The 19,414-nt window shown below is 56.3% G+C and carries 19 protein-coding genes and 1 riboswitch; of the genes, 5 read left to right on the top strand and 14 right to left on the bottom strand.

Features of this window, described 5'->3' with window-relative positions; all coding sequences use genetic code 11:
• Nucleotides 1-44 precede the first annotated feature (44 nt).
• From LHF31_RS13390 to LHF31_RS13405, 4 genes are all read right to left on the bottom strand, one after another.
• Nucleotides 45-1,613: a diguanylate cyclase gene (locus LHF31_RS13390; protein WP_298005759.1), complete on the bottom strand. Its 1,569-nt coding sequence runs from the start codon at nt 1,611-1,613 to the stop codon at nt 45-47.
• A 182-nt stretch (nt 1,614-1,795) separates the two neighbouring features.
• Nucleotides 1,796-2,632 carry a formate dehydrogenase accessory sulfurtransferase FdhD gene (gene fdhD, locus LHF31_RS13395; protein ID WP_298005762.1) on the bottom strand — a complete coding sequence of 279 codons (837 nt, stop codon included), beginning with the start codon at nt 2,630-2,632 and terminating at the stop codon, nt 1,796-1,798.
• A gap of 255 nt (nt 2,633-2,887) precedes the next feature.
• Nucleotides 2,888-3,292: a methylmalonyl-CoA epimerase gene (gene mce, locus LHF31_RS13400; protein WP_298005765.1), complete on the bottom strand. Its 405-nt coding sequence runs from the start codon at nt 3,290-3,292 to the stop codon at nt 2,888-2,890.
• A 22-nt stretch (nt 3,293-3,314) separates the two neighbouring features.
• A complete protein-coding gene (locus tag LHF31_RS13405; RefSeq protein WP_303774300.1) occupies nt 3,315-4,964 on the bottom strand; it encodes a methylmalonyl-CoA mutase in 1,650 nt (549 codons plus the stop codon).
• Nucleotides 4,965-5,066: 102 nt separating this feature from the next.
• On the opposite strand from LHF31_RS13405, the gene LHF31_RS13410 reads away from it, so the two are divergent.
• A complete protein-coding gene (locus tag LHF31_RS13410) occupies nt 5,067-6,278 on the top strand; it encodes a cation:proton antiporter (protein ID WP_303774301.1) in 1,212 nt (403 codons plus the stop codon).
• Nucleotides 6,279-6,280: 2 nt separating this feature from the next.
• A complete protein-coding gene (locus LHF31_RS13415; protein WP_303774302.1) occupies nt 6,281-6,655 on the top strand; it encodes a P-II family nitrogen regulator in 375 nt (124 codons plus the stop codon).
• Between the two features lie 93 nt (nt 6,656-6,748).
• On the opposite strand, the gene LHF31_RS13420 is transcribed toward LHF31_RS13415, so the two are convergent.
• Genes LHF31_RS13420 through LHF31_RS13435 form a run of 4 tightly spaced genes read right to left on the bottom strand, consistent with a single transcriptional unit; the run spans nt 6,749 to nt 10,180 of the window.
• Nucleotides 6,749-7,504 carry a phosphate ABC transporter ATP-binding protein gene (locus LHF31_RS13420; RefSeq protein WP_303774303.1) on the bottom strand — a complete coding sequence of 252 codons (756 nt, stop codon included), beginning with the start codon at nt 7,502-7,504 and terminating at the stop codon, nt 6,749-6,751.
• A gap of 5 nt (nt 7,505-7,509) precedes the next feature.
• Entirely contained in the window at nt 7,510-8,370 is an 861-nt protein-coding gene (gene pstA, locus LHF31_RS13425; RefSeq protein WP_303774304.1) for a phosphate ABC transporter permease PstA, read from the bottom strand.
• Between the two features lie 7 nt (nt 8,371-8,377).
• On the bottom strand, nt 8,378-9,274 hold the full coding sequence (gene pstC, locus LHF31_RS13430; RefSeq protein WP_303774305.1) for a phosphate ABC transporter permease subunit PstC: 897 nt from the start codon (nt 9,272-9,274) through the stop codon (nt 8,378-8,380).
• Between the two features lie 15 nt (nt 9,275-9,289).
• Complete coding sequence (locus LHF31_RS13435) at nt 9,290-10,180, bottom strand: PstS family phosphate ABC transporter substrate-binding protein (protein ID WP_303774306.1); 891 nt, start codon at nt 10,178-10,180, stop codon at nt 9,290-9,292.
• A gap of 145 nt (nt 10,181-10,325) precedes the next feature.
• Between LHF31_RS13435 and LHF31_RS13440 the strand changes: the two genes are divergently transcribed.
• The gene (locus LHF31_RS13440) at nt 10,326-10,790 is read left to right on the top strand and encodes a hypothetical protein (protein WP_303774307.1); all 465 of its coding nucleotides are present in this window, start codon (nt 10,326-10,328) and stop codon (nt 10,788-10,790) included.
• Nucleotides 10,791-10,909: 119 nt separating this feature from the next.
• On the opposite strand, the gene LHF31_RS13445 is transcribed toward LHF31_RS13440, so the two are convergent.
• The 5 genes from LHF31_RS13445 to LHF31_RS13465 all read right to left on the bottom strand — a co-directional run bounded on the left by LHF31_RS13445 (nt 10,910) and on the right by LHF31_RS13465 (nt 17,074).
• A complete protein-coding gene (locus tag LHF31_RS13445) occupies nt 10,910-12,895 on the bottom strand; it encodes an ABC transporter ATP-binding protein (RefSeq protein ID WP_303774308.1) in 1,986 nt (661 codons plus the stop codon).
• Between the two features lie 18 nt (nt 12,896-12,913).
• Nucleotides 12,914-14,836, bottom strand: a complete 1,923-nt coding sequence (locus tag LHF31_RS13450) for an ABC transporter ATP-binding protein (protein WP_303774309.1) — start codon at nt 14,834-14,836, stop codon at nt 12,914-12,916.
• Entirely contained in the window at nt 14,833-15,438 is a 606-nt protein-coding gene (locus LHF31_RS13455) for a MarR family winged helix-turn-helix transcriptional regulator (protein WP_303774310.1), read from the bottom strand. Before LHF31_RS13455 ends, LHF31_RS13450 begins: the two co-directional genes overlap by 4 nt.
• Before the next feature lie 317 nt (nt 15,439-15,755).
• Nucleotides 15,756-16,739 (bottom strand): sodium:calcium antiporter, encoded by a 984-nt coding sequence (locus LHF31_RS13460; RefSeq protein ID WP_298005489.1) that lies wholly within the window; start codon nt 16,737-16,739, stop codon nt 15,756-15,758.
• Nucleotides 16,736-17,074: a hypothetical protein gene (locus tag LHF31_RS13465; protein WP_298005486.1), complete on the bottom strand. Its 339-nt coding sequence runs from the start codon at nt 17,072-17,074 to the stop codon at nt 16,736-16,738. The genes LHF31_RS13460 and LHF31_RS13465 overlap by 4 nt, the downstream gene beginning before the upstream one ends.
• A 137-nt stretch (nt 17,075-17,211) precedes the next feature.
• Here LHF31_RS13465 and LHF31_RS13470 point away from each other — a divergent pair, with 137 nt between their 5' ends.
• Together LHF31_RS13470 and LHF31_RS13475 are read left to right on the top strand one after the other, a co-directional pair.
• The gene (locus LHF31_RS13470) at nt 17,212-17,748 is read left to right on the top strand and encodes an RNA polymerase sigma factor (protein ID WP_298005483.1); all 537 of its coding nucleotides are present in this window, start codon (nt 17,212-17,214) and stop codon (nt 17,746-17,748) included.
• The gene (locus tag LHF31_RS13475; protein WP_298005480.1) at nt 17,745-18,146 is read left to right on the top strand and encodes a hypothetical protein; all 402 of its coding nucleotides are present in this window, start codon (nt 17,745-17,747) and stop codon (nt 18,144-18,146) included. Before LHF31_RS13470 ends, LHF31_RS13475 begins: the two co-directional genes overlap by 4 nt.
• Here the strand turns inward: LHF31_RS13475 and holB are convergent.
• Nucleotides 18,124-19,149: a DNA polymerase III subunit delta' gene (gene holB / locus LHF31_RS13480; protein ID WP_298005477.1), complete on the bottom strand. Its 1,026-nt coding sequence runs from the start codon at nt 19,147-19,149 to the stop codon at nt 18,124-18,126. The two genes, LHF31_RS13475 and holB, sit on opposite strands and share 23 nt — an antisense overlap.
• A gap of 73 nt (nt 19,150-19,222) precedes the next feature.
• Nucleotides 19,223-19,366, top strand: a riboswitch (cobalamin riboswitch).
• Nucleotides 19,367-19,414: the final 48 nt, after the last annotated feature.

The following is a 19,414-nucleotide window of genomic DNA, read 5'->3' on the forward strand; positions in this document are numbered from 1 at the left end:
ACAGTTTATCTTTCCGAGAATTAGATGAAATCGAACCGTGAAGGTTACATGTTTTCACCATCTATTTCCGCTGAAAACCATTCGATGGTATTGCCCCCTCGTTGTTTGGCGCGGTACAGGGCGCGGTCTGCCCGACGCAGAAGTTGATCCAGCGACACATGCGATCTGCCATTACAGGTCACGCCCCCAAAACTGGCGGTAATGTGAAAAATCTCCCCCTGTTCCTGAATCTGTAACTGTGCAATGCAGTTTTGCAGGCGCTCCAGTACCAGTCTTGCCTGTCCCTCGGTAGCGCCGGAAAGAATCACCGAAAATTCATCGCCGCCATACCGCCCGACGATATCGGAAGCGCGCATCCCTGCTTTGAAACACTGCGCCACTGCCTGCAGGGCTTTATCGCCCGCGGCATGCCCCATACGGTCATTAATGTGCTTGAACCGATCCAGATCCATGAGCACAACGGTAAAAGGAAGCGACATGTGACGCGCCTTTTCCAGTTCGATTTCGCCCAGTTCAATGAGGTAGCGGCGGTTATAAACCCCCGTCAGGGCGTCGGTAGTGGCTTGCTGGTTCAGGGTACGGATGAGCCGACGAGTTTCGGTAATGTCGCGAATCAGCACCGTCTTCCCTTCTTCTTTTCCAACAGAGTTCAAAATCGGGTATACCTGTATGGAAAACTCATGGATGCCGTTTTCTCCGGTGGGTAAAAGCGCTTCAGCATGAGGCTTTCCTTCGGACAATAAAGAGCGCACCGCATCGCAGAAAGGACAGGCGGCAGGAAGCGGAGCACCTACCTGCCAGGCGTATTTTCCTATCAATTTCCGTAAAAATTGATTGACATACACCACACGTTGTTCATTGTCCAGCACCAGAATGCCTTCCTGCACAGCGTCCAGCGCCAGGTCGCGCGCCTGCGAGAGGATATCAAACAAACCGCCCCTCAGCACCGCCAGAGCGAAAAAGATCACCGCAAAGACCAGCGAAAATGGTACAGGATCAAATCCCTTCGGAGTGAGTTCCAGGGCATACGCCATTCCTGCCACGAAAGGGATGAACACCCCCAAACCCATGTACAGCAAAGGCGTCCTGCGCCGCGGCGAGGCGCGCAACGCCGAAGCAAGTAGAATCAGCGGAGCAAACACCCCGGACAGCAACTGGTATGCCAGATGCACCCAGTACCAGGTGCCACGCTGAAAAGTCAGCCCGACGAAGAAGGGAGTTTCCACCAGGCGCGGATCAATGTAGTACAGGGAATGATGCTCCAGAGTAAATACCAGCGCGAGGGTAATCAGAGGGATGACAAACAGCCCTGCCCGGATCCATGAGGGGACAGGCTCAGGACGAGCCAGGCGCGCGGTCGTCAGAAGGATGAGGGGCGGGGTAAAGGCAATGCCCAGATACTCAAAGCGAATAGCCCAGAGCACATCATCGAGGCGGGTTTGAGAAATTTCGAGCGCGTACCCGCTGGTATAGAAAGCAATGGCCAGAGAGAGGAAATAAAATTCTTTCACCCCTGGAACATGAAAAGACCGCAGTGAAACCCCCATCAGGTACAGGCTTAACCCTGCGGAGAAGTAGAGCACTACAACAAACAGGATGGGCGCCGGGTGCATTCCTCCCCCCAAAGATGGTTAAAAAAATTATAGAAGAAATAAAAATTTTTTCTACCAGAAAATCCTTACAACTTCTCTTCAACCCGGCGTTGCACGAAAAAACAGCCCTCTCCCACAGAAAAAGGCTGACCTGCATGGAAAAAAATCATCAAGAGGTCTGCAGGATTTTCAGAAAAGCAATATCACTCCAGAGGTGGGGTGTCGGAAGGTGAAAGGGCAATCTCCGAACCCAGGGGCAATTCCACCGGCACGCCCCTGACGCGCTGAGGACAGGCATACACGGTGAAACGGGTGCGCCGTGCATAGCCGATGAGGGTGATGCCCCAGCGTTCTGCCATCGCTACCGATGCCGAGGTGGGCGAGGTGCGCGAAATCACCATTCCCGCACCCAGACGCGCCGATTTCTGGAGCATCTCGGAACTGATGCGTCCGGTGGTGAGGATAATTTTCTGGGCGCCGGAAAAACCGTTCAGCAATACCCAACCCGAAAGTTTGTCCAGTGTGTTGTGCCTGCCGATATCCTCGCACTGCACCAGCAGACGCTCGCCATCGCTGAGCGCCGAGGCGTGTACCCCCCGCGCAGTATGGTACAGTTCCTGATGACGGTAGAGGTCTTCCATCCACTGCACAATTTGTTCCGGTTCCACCTGAAACCACGTCGCCGGATGCGGACTGGGATTTTCCTCGCCATCCACCTGTGTCATCCCGCCGGTACAGCCCGAGGTACGCCGCCAGGGGCGTATCTTACCCGGCGCGTGGGTCAACCAGATTTCCACGTTGCGCTCATTTTCACAGGGCTGAAGGATGGCAACTTCCTGGATGGATTGAATCAACCCCTCGTTGTAAAGAAAACCCACCGCAAGCGCTTCCAACCGGGTGGGCGTGCACATCAGCGTCACCCATTCTCTACCGTTGACCGTCAGAGTCACCGCCTGCTCGTGAATCACCCCTCCGCTCAGCGCCTGCCACTCCCCCTGCTGATATTGCCAGTAAACCAACCGTTGCGAGGTCTGCGCCATAAATCCTCTCCAGAATCACCACTAATTTTATCTAATTTTATCCGATTTGATGCTTTTTTAACTTAAAAATTCTCCGCCCGTACAGGGCGGAGAACACATGTGATGTGAAAAGTCCTCACAGGGGCTGGCCCGCGGGTAAACCTTGAAACACTGCCATACGTTACCAGGCGCCCATACCCTCCCCCAATCCAGCAAGTTCCCGATAGAGGGAAGACAGCACGGGAAATCACCCTTCGCGAGAAACGAGCGGTCTGCTTAAATCAACTGATACAGTTCTACCAGCACTCCGCCCGTGCTTCTTGGATGGATGAACGCCATCTTGCGCCCGGGTAATTCGACGGGCGTCTCGTTGATCAGGCGCACACCCTTTTCTTTAAGTTCCGCCAGTTTGGCTTCCAGATCGTCCACCTCAAAGCACAGGTGATGCATGCCGCCGCCGCGTTCGGCGAGGAATTTTGCCACCCCCGAATCGTCTGTGGTGGGCTTGACCAGTTCCACCTCGCTGTCGCCCACAGGCATGAACGCCACCACGGCTTTCTGGCTGGGCACATCCTCCACATGGTGCAGTTCCAGTCCCAGCGCATCGCGCCAGAAGGTCAGGGCTTGCTCAATATCCCCGACGACAATCGCCACATGATTGATTTTCTTGATTTTGCTCATCCTTTGTTCCTCCCGATTCTCCTTACAGCCAAGCAGGGGGTACATATTCTCCCCAGACACGGCGCAGTACGCCAACGATTTCGCCCAGGGTGGCGTAGTTTTCCACGCACTCGATGAACAGGGGCATCAGATTTTCACTGGTGCGGGCAGTCTGCTCCAGCCGTGCCAGCAGTTCCTGCACCTTTTGTTGATCGCGGCGGGCGCGCAGTGCCGCCAGCCGTTCCCGCTGAGCGGCTTCGATGGCAGGATCCACCTTGAGACGTTCCAGCGTCAGGTTTTCTTCGGTCTGGAAAGCGTTAACGCCGACCACAATTTGCTCTTTCTTTTCCACCGCGCGCTGATACTCATACGCCGAGCGCTGAATCTCGCTCTGCATGTAGCCCGTCTCGATGGCGCGCTGAGCGCCGCCCATCTCGTCAATTTTCTTCAGGTAGTCGCGGGCGCGGTTGACGATCTCATCCGTCAGGTATTCGATGATGTACGCTCCCCCCAGTGGGTCAATGGTATCGGCAACCCCCGACTCGTACGCGATGATTTGCTGGGTGCGCAGTGCCACCCGCACCGATTTCTCGGTGGGAAGCCACAGGGCTTCGTCCATGCTGTTGGTGTGCAGGGACTGTGTGCCGCCCAGCACCGCCGCCAGCGCCTGAAGGGCGACGCGCACGATGTTGTTTTCGGGCTGTTGCGCCGTGAGGGTCGAACCCGCCGTCTGGGTGTGGAATCTCAGCATCCACGAGCGCGGATCCTGCGCCTGGAAACGCTCACGCATGATCTCCGCCCACAGACGGCGCGCGGCGCGGAATTTGGCAATTTCCTCCAGGAAGTTGTTGTGGGCGTTGAAGAAGAAGGACAACTGCGGGGCAAACTCGTCCACCTTCAACCCTGCCTGCAGGGCGGCCTGCACGTAAGCAATGGCGTTTGCCAGCGTAAACGCCACTTCCTGCACGGCGTTTGCGCCTGCTTCGCGGATGTGATACCCCGAAATGCTGATAGTGTTCCAGTAGGGCACGTGTCTGGCGCAATAGGCAAAGATATCGGTAATCAGCCGCATCGAGGGGGCGGGCGGGAAGATATATGTGCCGCGCGCAACATACTCTTTGAGAATATCGTTCTGAATGGTGCCGCGCAGTTTGGCAGGCTCAACCCCCTGCTTCTTCGCCACGGCAATGTACATCGCCAGCAGGATGGCGGCAGGCGCGTTGATGGTCATACTGGTGGAGACGCGATCCAGAGGGATGCCCTGAAAGAGGGTTTCCATATCCTCCAGCGAGGAAATGGAAACGCCCACCTTGCCCACCTCGTCGCTTGCCATGGGGTCATCGGCGTCATAGCCAATCTGGGTGGGCAGGTCAAAGGCAACCGAAAGCCCCGTCTGCCCCTGTTCCAGCAGGTAGCGGTAACGGCGGTTGGATTCTTCGGCAGTAGCAAAGCCCGCGTACTGGCGCATCGTCCAGAAGCGCCCGCGGTACATGGTGGGCTGAATGCCCCGTGTAAAGGGATACGATCCCGGAAAGCCAAGGTCTTTGAGGTAATCCACAGGTTTTTCTACCAGAAAACGCGGTAGAGGAATGCCTGAAGAGGTGGTGAATTCGGGTTTTCGTTCGGGATATTTGCTCACTAAAGGCTTGAGAACTTTGTCTTCCCAGCGCTGTAGTTCGTCCTGAATGGTCATGATTTTCCTCCAACTGGATTAACCCTGAGTATACCTGAAAGGAAGTGGAGAAGGGAGTGGAAAAAATTATGGTAAACTTTGGATAACCTTCCTGAAATGCCCATGTCACCGTTTCTGCAACTTTCCATCACTCTGGCAATTATCATCCTTGCCGCAAAAATCGCAGGCTGGATCAGTCAGCGATTCGGGCAACCTTCTGTGTTTGGCGAATTGCTGGTAGGCGTTCTGCTGGGACCTTCTCTGCTCAACCTGACGCATCTCCCATTCATCACCAATATGCATCTGGAAGAGTTCGTGCTGGAACTGGGGGAAATGGGGGTGCTGATTCTGATGTTCCTTGCCGGTCTGGAACTGGAACTGGGCGAGATGGCGCGCAACGGACGCGTCTCGGTGCTGGCAGGACTGCTCGGCGTGGTCGTTCCGATAGGACTTGGCGCGGCGGCGGGGTTTGCCTTGGGAATGGAGACGCGCTCTGCACTGTTCCTGGGATTATCCCTGGGCGCTACCAGTGTCAGCATCTCCGCCCAGACTTTAATGGAACTGAACATGTTACGCAGCCGGGTAGGGCTGGGTTTGCTCGGCGCGGCTGTGTTCGATGACATCTTCGTCATCCTTTTGCTCTCGGTGATGACCGCCATGGCAGACGGAAGCAGCGGGGCAGACGCCGTTCTGTTGACCATCCTGCGCATGACGGCATTCCTGGTTCTCTCGGTGCTGGTGGGGCTGTACGTGCTTCCATTCATCTCCCGCTGGCTCAACCGCCTGCAGATCAGCCGCGGGAACGTAGCCATGGCAGTGGTGGTGATGCTGATTTACGCCGTCGCTGCCGAGGTGATTGGCGGGATGGCAGCCATCACCGGCGCCTTCCTTGCCGGAATGATGGTGGGACGCTCGGGAGAAAAGCGCAATGTGGAAGCCGGTTTCGCCATGCTGGGATACAGTTTCTTCATCCCCATCTTCTTTGTGGATGTGGGACTGCGCATCAACCTCACCGAATTGCCTCTGCAAGCCCTCTGGCTGGTGCTCATTGTCAGTACGGTTGCCATTGCAGGGAAGTGGATCGGCGCAGGACTGGGCGCAAAACTGGCGGGGATGAACTGGCGGGAATCCATTCAATTAGGCGCAGGGATGATTTCCCGCGGCGAGGTGGGGTTGATTGTCGCCGCAATTGGCTTCAGCGAAGGCTTGCTGACTCGTGAATTTTTCTCCACCGTGGTGGGGATGGTACTGATTTCCACTCTGGTCACGCCGCCATTGTTGCGCTGGGTGTGTACGCTCCCCTCACCTCAAAAGAAAGCCAGGGAGGTACCGTAAACATGTTTTTTGTGCTCTATGTGTTACACGACGAAACCAAACTGACAGAAGTGCTGGATGCCTGGGATGAGGCCGGGGTCACAGGAGTGACCGTGCTGCCTTCAACCGGCATGGGGCGCATCATCAAATACGGCGCACTGCGCGAGGATATTCCCATCATTCCCAGCCTGCAAGCCTTAATTAAAGAGCATGAGGAAATCCTCAATCGCACCCTGTTCTCTATCGTGGAGAGCGAAGAAGTGGTTCAGCGCATTGTGGAGAACACCGAAAAAGTGGTAGGACCGCTAGCCGATCCCAACACAGGCATTCTGGCTGTTCTGCCGGTGCTGAAAGTGTACGGTCTGCGCAGCCGCGAAGATCACGAAAAGCGCCCGTAAGAGGGCAACGTGTCCCCCTCAAGCCACGAATTTATCGAATAACCGCGTCTCCATGAGGAAGACGCGGTTTTCCCTTCCATTCATTTGCCGGATTTACCCAAACCGCCCGGTGACGTAGTCCTGAGTGCGCTGGTCGCGTGGTTTAACGAACAGGGTCTCTCCAGGACCATGTTCCACCAGTTCGCCCTGCAGGAAGAAGGCAGCGTAATCTGCCATACGCGCAGCCTGCTGGACGTTGTGCGGCACCCAAACGATGGTGTACTGCTCTTTGATTTCCTGCATCAACCCCTCAATGCGCGCCGTGGAGACCGGATCCAGCGCCGAGGTGGGCTCATCCAGCAGGATCACTTCCGGTTCCAGCGCCAGCACCCGCGCCAGACACAAGCGCTGCTGCTGCCCACCGGAGATGGCACTGGCAGGGTCTTTCAGGCGGTCGTACACCTCATCCCATAAAGCGGCGCGGCGCAAAGCGCGCTCCACGGCTTCATCCAGTTTGCTCTTGCGGCGTTCACCCATCAGTTCCAGCCCGTAACTGACATTCTGGTAAATGCTCAGCGGAAGCACCACCGGACGGGAAAACACCATGCCAATTTTGCGGCGCAAGTTCACCACATTCACTCCGGGATCCAGAATGTTCACACCATTGAACAGAATCTGCCCGGAGACCTCCTGCACATCTGCCAGGTCGTTCAGACGGTTGAGAGCGCGCAGAAGGGTGGATTTTCCCCCGCCTGCCGGGCCGAACAATACAGTAATCTGATTGGCGGGAATGGACAGGCAAATATCGCGCAGGCTCTCGGTGCCGTCCGAGTAACGAATGCTGAGGTGCTCAATGCGAATTTTTTCCATAGGATTTACCATTGACGCCGCGCGCGCGCCCGTTGACGGATGAGCGTGGCGATCAGATTCATGCCAAGGACGAATACCAGCAACACCAGCACCGTGCCGTATTGAATCTGGATGGGCATGCCCGGCACCGATGTAGAGATAACAAAGATGTGATACGGAAGCGCCATGGTGGCATCAAAAGGGGACTGCGGCAGACGCGGCAGGAAGAACGCCGCACCGGTGAAGAGAATGGGAGCGGTTTCGCCCGCGGCGCGCTCCAGCCCCAGAATGATGCCGGTAATGATGCCCGGCATGGCTTGCGGCAGGACAATGCGCCAGATGGTTTGCCAGCGGGTGGCGCCCAGCGAGATGCTTACCGTGCGGAAGGCTTGCGGCACACTGCGCAGGGCTTCCTCAGCGGTGGAAATGATCACCGGAAGGGTCATGATGGACAGGGTGAGCGATGCCGCCAGAATGCTCGTCCCGAGGCGCAGGAAAAGCACGAACAATCCCAGCCCGAACAAACCGTACACCACCGAAGGAATGCCCGCCAGATTGATGATGGCAATGCGAATCAGGCGGGTGAGGAAATTATCGGGGGCGTATTCGGAAATGTAAATGGCAGCGGCAATGCCCAGCGGCACGGAGAAGATCGCCGTGCCCAGCGTCAGATAAAACGTGCCAATGATGGCAGGCAGGATGCCGCCATCGCGCATCCCGTTGCGCGGCATGGCGGTCAGAAATTCCCATGAAATTGCGGGAGCACCTTTGACGATGATGAAGCCAATGATGAGAAGCACGGGTAAAACCGTTGCAAAGGTCACCAGCCCTAACAGGCTGAACCCGATGCGTTGTTGAATGCGAGCCGAAGTCAACGATCGCTCCATGTTGTCCTCACGAAAGCACACGTTCCGCGCGGGTCTTACTGCGCAGACTCACCCAGGATGCCGCAATGTTAATGCCCAGGGAAATGACGAACAGGACAATTCCAATGAAGAACAGTACCTGATAGTGCGGACTGCCGTTGGCAACCTCACCCATCTCCGAGGCAATGGTGGCGGTCATGGTACGCACCGGCATGACCAGCGCATTGAGTCCATGGGGAAGCACTGGCGCATTGCCTGTCACCATCATCACCGCCATGGTCTCTCCAATGGAACGTCCAATGCCCAGCATGATCGCCGTGAGAATGCCGGAACGCGCCGCCGGTACGGTAACCCCCCAGATGGTTTGCCACTTGGTGGCGCCCAGCGCCAGCGCCGCCTGTCGGTATGCGGGTGGAACCGTGTTCAGCGCATCTTCGGTAATGGAAACAATGGTAGGGGTGGCAATCAATGCCAGCAAGACGGCGCCGGTAAACGCGCTCAAACCGGTAGGCAGGTTAAACGCCTCGCGGAAGAGCGGCGCAGCAACCTGAATTCCCAGGAAGCCCAGCACTACCGAGGGTAAACCCGCCAGAATTTCAATCAACGGTTTGACCACCGAATTCACCCACGGCGGAGCAATCTCGGAGATGAACACACTGGTGCCAATCCCAAAGGGGATGGCAATCAACAACGCTCCCAGGGTGACCACCAGAGAACCGAACAGGAGAGGCAAGATGCCAAAATAGGACTCAATGGGATACCAGCGGTCACCAAACAAATTGGACAGCGGGGTAACTCCCAGCGCGGGCAGTCCTTCCCGTAAAAGGAAAATCAAAATCAGGGTCACAAATAAGATGCTGGAATAGCCAGAAACTTTAATCAGCAGATTGATGACCCACTCGGAGCGTTGGCTTGTGTTTTCCATAAAGAAATTGCCTCTTTAAGGCTGGACGGGGACAAACCCCAATTCCAGCACAATTTTCTGGGCTTCGGGAGAGAGCAACCAGTTCAGGTATTCCTGCACTGCTGGACCGGCGCCTTTCTGGGTGTACATGTACAGATCGCGCGAGATGGGATATGCCCCGCTGTTGACCGTCTCCACCGAGGGCAGAACGTAGGGACCATCGGCAGTTTTTGCCACCGCCAGCACTTTTACCTCGGGAGTCACATAGCCCAGTCCGTCATAGCCTATAGCGTTGGGATTATCCCGCACCTCGGTGATGATGCCCTCAGACGAAGGCAGTAACAGGGTGTCGCGGGAAAAGAGGGCTTTGTTGTCTTTCTGTCCCAGACGAATAACCTCCTCCAGGAAATACACGTGCGTACCGGAGTTGGTCTCGCGCGAGAGGCGCACAATGGGGCGATCCTCGCCACCCACCTCGCGCCAGTTGTTAATTTTGCCCTGATAGATGAGGGAAATTTGCTCCAGCGTCAACTGGTTGACCGGGTTACCGGGATTGACAATAACGGCAATGGCATCGCGGGCAATGACATGCTCCACCGGTTCAATCCCTCTGGCACGGGCGGCTTCAATTTCTTCTTTCTTCATGGAACGGGAGGCGTTGGCAATATCCACCGTGCCGTCAATCAGCGCGGCAATGCCTGTGCCCGACCCCCCGCCGGTGACGGAAATGCGCACATCGGGATGCAATTCCTGATAGGCTTCCGCCCAGCGCAGAGCAAGATTGACTATGGTATCGGAACCTTTATTCTGAATGGAAGTGGAGGCTGCTACGGGAACGGCTTCTCCCTGCGCAGTCCGGGGAGCGCAGGAAGAGAGGAACAGGATCAGCAATATCCATCCGGCGATAAGCCACAATGCTCGTTTCACGAATAAAATTATAACCTGAGTTTAACGTCAGGTTAAAAACCTTTAAGGTGGGAGAGGATATTGCCTGTAAACCCTGCACATAGATCTCATTTTAGATAGCGCTGAACAACAAACGGAGTAAAATGATTTTTACAGGAGACCAACTATGTACGCATTTTTGCTTCCCCTTCACAATATTTTGCGCTGGCTGTTGCTGATTGCCGCGCTGTTTGCCGTTGGACGGGCACTGTGGGGCTGGCTTGCCCGCAAACCCTGGCAGGCGCTCGACGACCGCGCCGGGATGATTTTTACCACCGTCATGGATGTGCAGGTGCTGGTAGGGCTACTGCTGTACGTGGTCTTCAGCCCGATCATGCAAACTGCCTTCCAGAATTTCGGCGGGGCAATGAGCAACCCGACCATGCGGTTCTTTGCCGTGGAGCACATTCTGATGATGATTGTGGCACTGGCGCTGGCGCACATCGGGCGGGCACAGTCCCGCAAAGCGCCTGAAGCGCTGAGCAAGCACCGCCGTGCAGCCATCTGGTTCGGCATTGCCCTGCTGGTGGTCCTGCTCGCCATCCCCTGGCCCTTCAGCGGGGTTCCGCGTCCGCTCTGGCGCGGATTCTAAGGCAGGGTTTTACCTCTTCGTCTTCTACCTGACAACAGGCAGAGAGTTTTTAACCCAAAAAACATTCCCTTCATGCAAAAACGGCATGAAGGGAATGTTTCATTCATCGAATACAGAGATCAGGCAGGTTGAGGAGAAGCGCTGAGTCCAGCGCCGGAGGGCGCTTCATTCTGCACGAATTGCTTCATGTAAAGGGCGTAATACGCACCACGCTTTTCCAGGAGTTCCTCATGGCGTCCGCGCTCCACAATGCGCCCGTTCTCGACAACCAGAATCTGGTCGGCGTTACGAATGGTGCTGAGGCGGTGGGCAATGACAAAACTGGTACGTCCGCGCAACAGGTTTTCCAGCGCCACCTGAATCTGGCGCTCGGTGCGGGTGTCCACACTGGAGGTGGCTTCGTCCAGAATGAGAATGCGCGGATTGATCAGCGCGGCGCGGGCAATGGCAATCAACTGACGCTGACCCTGGCTCAAACCTGCCCCATGCTCGCCCAGCACAGTCTCATAGCCCTGCGGTAGGCGGCGGATGAAGTCATCGGCGCGCGCCAGTTGCGCCGCGGCAATGACCTCTTCATCGCTGGCATCGGGTTTGCCAAAGCGAATGTTATTCATCACCGTGTCGCTGAACAGGAAGGTATCCTGCAAGACAATGCCAATTTGCCGCCGCAGTGACTCCGCCCGAACGCGGGAGATATCTATTCCATCTATGCGAATCTGCCCTCTGGTCACATCATAAAAGCGCGGGATGAGGTTAATAATCGTGGTCTTGCCCGCCCCCGTTGGACCCACAATGGCAATAGTCTGTCCTTCTTCGGCGGTGAAGGAGACATCTTCCAGTACCGGAACGCCTTCCACGTACTCGGCATGGACATGATCAAACTCCACCCGTCCCTGAATGGGGGGCATCTCGATGGCGTCAGGCGCGTCCACCACGTCGGGTCTGGTGTCCAGCAAACTAAAGATGCGCTCAGCGCCGGCAATGGCGCTCTGGATGTTCGCCCACAGCGTGGAAATCTGCTGAATAGGCTGGTTGAAACGCTGGACGTAGCCCATGAAGGTAATCACCAGACCCAACGAAAGCGAAGTACCGAAAAAGTCCCTGCCGTTAAGGATGTACACCCCGCCCACTACCGTCACCAGCGCCATGGCAAGGTACCCCAGGGCTTCCAGCGTAGGCGAAAGCGCAGAGGTGTACGCCACTGCGCGGATGTTGGCATCGCGGTAACTGGCGCTGGACTCACGGAAGGCTTCAATGTTCTGCTCCTCACGGCTGAAGGCTTGCACCTCGCGCACCCCGGAAATGCTCTCTTCCAGATTGGCGCTCACCCGTCCAATTTCCTTGCGCGCCACGCGGAAGGCTTGCCGCGCCCGGCTGGAGAACCAGTTGGTCGCCAGCACCATGAGTGGCACTGCCGCCATACCTACCAGAGCATACGGCACCGACTTGCTCAGCATGGTGATGGCAACCCACACCAGCAACACCAGTCCGCTGGTCACGTTGACCAGTGCAAACCCCAGCGCCTGCTGGAGCGTCTCCATATCGTTGGTGATGCGGCTCATCAGGTTGCCCGCCTCATTCTCGTTGAAGAACTTGAGCGAGAGGCTGTGCAGATGATCGAACACGCGCACCCGCAAATCTTTCAGCACATGCTGACCTGCCCAGGACATGAGGAAGAACTGTAAGCCGCCCATGATGGCACCCACCACAAACAGCCCGGTAATGAGCAGAATCAGCCCGCCCAGCCCGCGCAAAATTTCTTCCTTCGTGCCGCCCGGATTTTGGGTGTACCAGCAGTTGTTCTGACCGCTCTGACTCAAACGGGCTGTTCCGCCTGCAATGGCGGCAGGCATGCCCGCCTGGCTCTGCACCTGCTGGGCAATTGCCGGAGAAAGGTAACAGTCCACAATCTGCCCGGTCAGGTCGGGGGAAATCACCTGCACCCAGGCGTTGGCAAGAATGGTGATCAACACCAGAATCAGAATGGCGCTGTAGGGTTTAAATTCTTTGAAAAGGCGTCCCAGAGTCACGCTGGGGTTAACCGGCTTGCTGGTTTCCTGAGCCAGCATTCCCATCGGTCCGCCCGGTCCACGTCCCATTCCCATAATGCTTCCTCCCTTTGTTTACTCTGCCGCAGAAGCGCCCGTGAGCGCCGCCACCGCAGGAACGTCTTCGATCAGTTGCGAATGATAGATTTCTGCATAAATCGGGCTTTCTTCCAACAGATCTTCGTGTCTGCCGCGCGCCACGATTCTGCCCCGATCCAGCACCAGAATCTGATCAGCGTTGCGCACCGTGCTGATGCGTTGGGCGATGACAAAACTGGTACGCCCTTTCATCAACCGGTTCAGGGCTTGCTGAATCTGGTACTCTGTAACCGTATCCACACTGCTGGTAGAGTCGTCCAGAATGAGGATGCGTGGATCGAGCAGTAAAGCGCGGGCAATGGCAATGCGTTGTTTTTGCCCACCGCTCAGCGTCGTGCCGCGTTCGCCTACCCGTGTATCATAGCCATCGGGGAAACTCATGATGAAATCGTGCGCCAGCGCGGCTTTTGCGGCGGCTTCGATTTCTTCCTGGGTGGCTTCAGGTTTTCCAAAGGCAATATTCTCGCGAATTGTGCCGGTGAACAGGGTGGTATCCTGCAGCACAATGCCAATCTGCCGCCGCAGGGATTCAATGGTGACATCGCGCACGTCGTAGCCGTCAATGAGCACGCTGCCGGCGCTCACATCGTAAAAGCGCGGGATGAGATTGATGATGGTGCTCTTCCCGCTCCCCGTTGCGCCCAGCAGGGCAATGGTCTGCCCGGGTTCAGCAACGAAACTGACATCGTCCAGAGCAGGCTCGCTGCTGCCAAAGTACTTAAAGGTCACATTGCGAAACTCCACCCGTCCCTGAATGGGAGGGAGTTCCAGCGCATCCGGCTTGTTCTTGACCTCGCTCTCAGCGTCGAGGATTTCATAAATCCGGTTTGCCGAGGCGCTGGCTTGCGCCAGTTGATTAATGACAAAGCCCAACTGTCCCAGCGGGAAGAAGACGTAAAACAGATACATGCTGAACTTCTGCCATTCGCCGATGGACAGCGTGCCTTCAATGATCTGTCTGCCGCCTGCATATTGAATCAGCGCCTGCCCCAGGTTGGCAATCAAAAAGACAAACGGAAAGAGGAAACTGAACGTGCGGGAGACTTTGATTTGCTGGTTCATCAAGTCTTCGGCGGCTTGATTGAAGCGTTTTTTCTGCACCGGTTCCTGCACAAAGGCTTTGATGACCTTAATACCTGCCAGATTTTCCTGCAAAATAGTGTTCAGGCGGGAAAGCCTTTGCTGAACGCCCAGGAAAAGCGGCTGGGCAATGCGGCTGAACACAAAGAACACCGCCATGGCAACCGGCAGGATGGGCAAAATGGTGAGCATCAGGCGGTAGTTGGTGGCAGAGAGGATGATCAGCGCCGCCACAAGCAATACAACCGACTGCAGGGCAATGAGCAAGCCCTGTCCCAGGAAAAGGCGCACCTTGTCCACATCATCGGTTGCCCGCACCATCAATTGCCCGGTCTGATTGCGATCGTGGTAACTGAAAGACAGGCGTTGAATTTTCTCAAAGAGGCGGTTGCGCAGGTCAAAGGCAATGCCCTGCGAGACGCGTTCAGCATTGTAGCCCTGCGAGAAGGCAAACAATCCACGGGCAATGGCGAACAGCACAATCAGCACGCCGGACCACAGTACCGCATTGACCCCGCCGTCACGGTAACGGGCAAACTGCTCAGCCGTCCAGCCCAACTGCTGGAGCGCCATGCTCTGGAAAGCAGCAGGGAGGGCGGCAATCTTCTGCGCCACCAGACCATGGGTAACAGCGTCAATGATGTTCTGCGTAATCTGGGGCACCATTAACATCGCCGCCGTGGAAATGAACAGAGAAAAATAAGCCAGGAAGGCTACCCCACGGTAATTTTTGAGCAGGGAAAATGAACGCCTGAGCCCCGACATGGTCATGGGTGGCGTCCCTGCACCGCCAGAAGGGTGAGGGTTACGAACATTCATCGAGGTTCTTCCTCCTTCAACAAAGATGATTCACTGGAATCGTCCGGAGCCGTCTCGCGCTGCAGACACCGGCGCTGATAAATGGAATCGAACAGTTTTGCCATCAACGCTACCAGTTGCTTCTGTTCTTCCACCGTGAGACCCGCTACCAGTTCGCGGATGAAGGTCACCCGTTCGGGGATGATGCGTTGCAGGGTCAGGCGGGCTTTGTCGGTCAGACGGATGCGGAAGAGACGGCGGTCGTCTTTGTCCAGTTCACGGACAATCAAGCCCTGTTCTTCCAGCCCATTGAGCAAGGCGCTGATGGTATTGCGGGTCACGTGCTGGTTATGGCTCAACTCCGAGGGGGTCAAGCCCTGAAAATTTCCACGCTCCTCTTCCCACAGCAGGCGGAAGAGCAGATTCACCCGCGGACCGGAAAGTTCCATATCGTCTACGTGAGTTTCTTCCAGATCTTTGATGATGTGAAACAGCATGCGGATAAAGGTGGCAATTTCCAACCCGCTCGTGGGGTATTCGACTCCTTCCATCGGCTGGTAACGCTGAACGTAGTCCCGTAAATAGGTGAGGATTTCCTGACTGGAGCGAGGAGGCATGGGCATGATCGTGTCCTGTCAATTCATACAAGATAGAATAATACGATATCGAATAATACAACCCCATGGCAGGGATGTCAAGGGAAATAACAAGGATTGGGCACAGTTTTCTCAAAGGTGAAAAGCCTCATCCTCTCCTCCCTCTACACAGGAGAGGGCAACCCGAAGGCTCCTTTTGACCTCCGGGAGAAGAGATGAGGATGGGGAAAATCATTCCAATGTGTGCAGGCAATTTCCTGAACAGGAAAGCCCCCATCACCCGGTGAACGTACTGCGCTCATGCGTTGTTGGGAGCGTTTTTTTCAACTGGAATGGAAAAAGGATCAGGGACTGATTCCGCGGAGGTACAGCAGGTACATTCCGCCAAAGTAAAGCACCGTCAGCGCCAGGGCATCTACTTCGATGAACAAAATCCGGTGGCGCAAACGCGCCAGATTGCCGATCAACCCCATACCGGTCATCAGCAAGCCCAGCATACCCACCAGCAGGAAGGACGGATCAATCACCGCCAGAAAACGCCCGGGGGTGTAAAACACATCGGTCAAACCCAGCGCGAACATATTGAACAGGTTGCTTCCGAAGAGGTTGCCAATCGCCATGTCGTAAGCCCCAAAGCGTAACGCCGCCAGCGTGGTGACCATCTCGGGCAGAGAGGTGACCGCCGCCACCAGCGTGGAACCCACAAAGGTGGTGCCCAGACCGGTCACTTCGGCAATTTCGGCACTGGCGCTGACCATGTACGGGGTCACGTAAATGAGCGCCCCGGCGGCAACCCCAAAGCCCAGCAGTGCCGTGGCAAGAGAAGGCATTCCCGGGGGGACTTCAACTTCCAGCAGTGCGCCATCGGTATTACTGGCTTGAAGCAGATACATGGCGGCAAAGTACCCCAGCATGATCAGAAGGCTGTCCACTCCCACCCAGCCAATCTTTATGGACAGGTTGGCAATCATGAAAAACAACACCAGTCCGATCATAAAAATTGCCAGACTACCGGAGAGGGCATGTTTGAGGGCAACTTTGCGTAAAATGCGTTCGTTACGCGCCAGCACGTCCAGCACCGCCAGCAGGAACATGTTGAAGGTATTCGACCCCAGCAGGTTGCCTGCCGCCAGGTTTGGGAAAGATTGCTGAACCGCGCTTACCGTGGTGAGCACTTCCGGGAGTGAAGTGGCGGCGGCAATCAAAATGGTACCGATGAACAACCCGCCCAGACGGGTGCGCACGGCAATCACATCACCGTATTCCGCGAGTTTCGTTGCCGCCAGGACAATGACAGCAGCGGTAATAAGAAACTGCACCCACATCATGGCTGAGAATCCTCTCCAGGAAGCCCATACAGAGACTGAATCTCCCAGGCGGCGAAGACACCTGTACTGGGCAAATCCAGATCGCCGGTGATGGCTTCGGTGGCTTTCAAACAGGCTTCCACTGCCCCGGCAGACAGGGAAATGCCGTACAGGGTGAGATGTCCTTCCATCTCCACACCCTCATCGAAGACGTAGCGCATGGGCACGCGCTTTTTACGCCGGTGAATGCCGGTGCTTTCAATGACACTCAGGGGGATGACCCCGGCATTGCGCCAGGCCTGCAGGACATCGTCCAGCAGTTCGGGATCATCCAGCACAAGAAGAACCATCATCATGGCGTTTTTTCCTTTCGTTCCCGGGCAAGGGAACTTTCTTCGCAAGTATAAAACAGATTACACAAAATGGGAAAAATATCGTAAGATTGAAATGTGTCCTGAAATGCTTCAGAGCCCATGGAGGAGAAGGAGAAACGGTGCAGGAACTGGAACTTACCCAATCTGCACAGGCGCAGGCGCTGACGCTGGACTGGGAAACCGTCTACAACGAACTGCTCCCGCGGGTGTATAACTACTTCCGCTACCGCGGTCTGGAAGACGTGATTGCCGAAGACCTGACAGCCCAGACCTTCGAAAAAGCATGGCGCAAACGCGCCAGTTACCGCCATGATCTTGCCGCTTTCAGCACCTGGGTCTTGCGGATTGCCCACAATGTCGCCATGGATTATCTGCGCACGAACGGGCGTCAGGTTTCGCTGGATGATGATGTGGAAATGAACGGCGGACACATCCATCCGGAAGAGACCATGATGGAGCAGGATGAAATTTTGCGCCTGCGGCGCCTGCTGGCGCAGTTACCCCCGCGGGAACAGGAACTGGTGGCGCTCAAGTACGGTTCCGGGTTAACCAACCGCACCATCGCCCAGATGACCGGCTTGAGCGAAAGCAATGTCGGCACCATTCTGCACCGCGTGGTGCAGATGTTGCGGACTCAATTGAAGGACAAAGAATGAACGATTGGTTTTTAAGGGCATTCCGAAAAACACCGCCGCGCGACTTTCGTCAGCAGTTGTACATGCGCTTGCAGGCGGAAGAACGGCGTCTTGCCCTGTGGTGGCGCAGCGCCGCAGCATTTGTGTTGCTCCTGCTGGCGCTTTCCCCCACGCTGATCCGCACATGGAACCAGTCTGCTGCTGTTATGTCCGAAACTTTGCAACGTTCTTCAGAAAGCGCCATCTATACCACCGTTCCGGAATGGGAACAGGAACTTCCAACAACATGGGTGTATTACCCGCCCCGTGACCCTGAGGCGCTGGGTCCGCTGGATTACCGCACCGCGCAGAAGCGGCAGCAATCCCCTGCAGAGAAAACCACCTTCATTGCCATGGTCATTCCCGGGGAACGGCGCTGAAGTCTTCCGGCAGACGCGGCATTTCCAGCAGGGTCATTTCCGCCAGCAACCGCATATTGGGGTTACTTTCCAGACGCTGAAGATTTTCCTCCAGACGCCGGGTGACAGAGGCGGCACGCTCCAGCCCTACCTGTTGAGCAACGCGCTGAACCTGCGCGGCGTAATCCAGATGAGTCAGGGGTACACCGCTCCCGCTGGCGCACAGCAGAATATCTCTCCAGAAAGACAGCCACAACGTGAGCGCCTGAAGCAGGCGCTCGCGTTCTTTTCCGCGTGAAGCGGTCAGCCGCTCGGCATAGGCAAAGCGTTCGCGGCGCGGCGCGCTCAACAGGTGCAGGAGGTCTTCCAGTAAATGCTGACGGGCTTCCAGCAGAGCAGGTTGTTGATGCAGAGTAAGGGCATAACCGGGGCGTCCACCTGCCAGATGCGCCAGCAGGCGCGCCTTTTCTTCCGGAATGCCGTGGCTCATCAGCACCGGTGTGCAGGCTTCGGGTGCCAGCGGACGCAGGCGCAGGACCTCACAACGCGAGACGATAGTGGGTAGCAGGTCTTCGGGCGAGGTGGCAGTGATGAGCAGGATGGCACGGCTGGGAGGCTCTTCCAGCGTCTTGAGAAGAGCATTCTGAGCGCTGGCGTTGGCTTCGTGAAAACGCAACAGCAGAGCCATGCGGTAGGGAAGTTCGCGCGGGGTCATGGCAAGGGTCTGCTGAAGTTCACGGGCTTGATCCACCTTCAGAATCATACCTTCGCCCTCAGATTGCACCACGCTTAAGTCCACATGGCTCATCTGCTCGATTTGACGGCACACCCGGCAGGTTCTGCAGGGTTCGCCGGGAGCAAGCGGTGCAGGGCAGTTGAGCGCCTGGGCAAAGCGCAGCGCCAGCGTGCGCTTGCCAATGCCCATCGGACCGCTGAAGAGGTAGGCATGGCGCACCTCCCCGCGGCGGATATGCCCTTTGAGCAGGTCCACAGCCCAGTCGTGTCCGGAAATGTCCCAGGTCATCGAGAAGTATTGTATCACGAAGACGGGAGGGAAATAAACTTGACTCTCCCTGTCAAGAGTTGTACAATCCGGATAACAAAACACCCCCTCAGGTGCCCAAGCCCCCGGATGGGCGGGCATAATGGCGAAGCCGGTGCAAGTCCGGCACTGTCGCGCAACTGTGATCCACACGCCGATGTGGTCAGTCAGGACGACCGCCTGAGGTGGCGTTTCTCACACTCTCGCGGAAAGGAGGTGGGAAGCGGTATGAAACCTCAAAATACCG

This window comes from Anaerolinea thermophila, assembly GCF_020723905.1.
Taxonomy (GTDB): domain Bacteria; phylum Chloroflexota; class Anaerolineae; order Anaerolineales; family Anaerolineaceae; genus Anaerolinea; species Anaerolinea thermophila_A.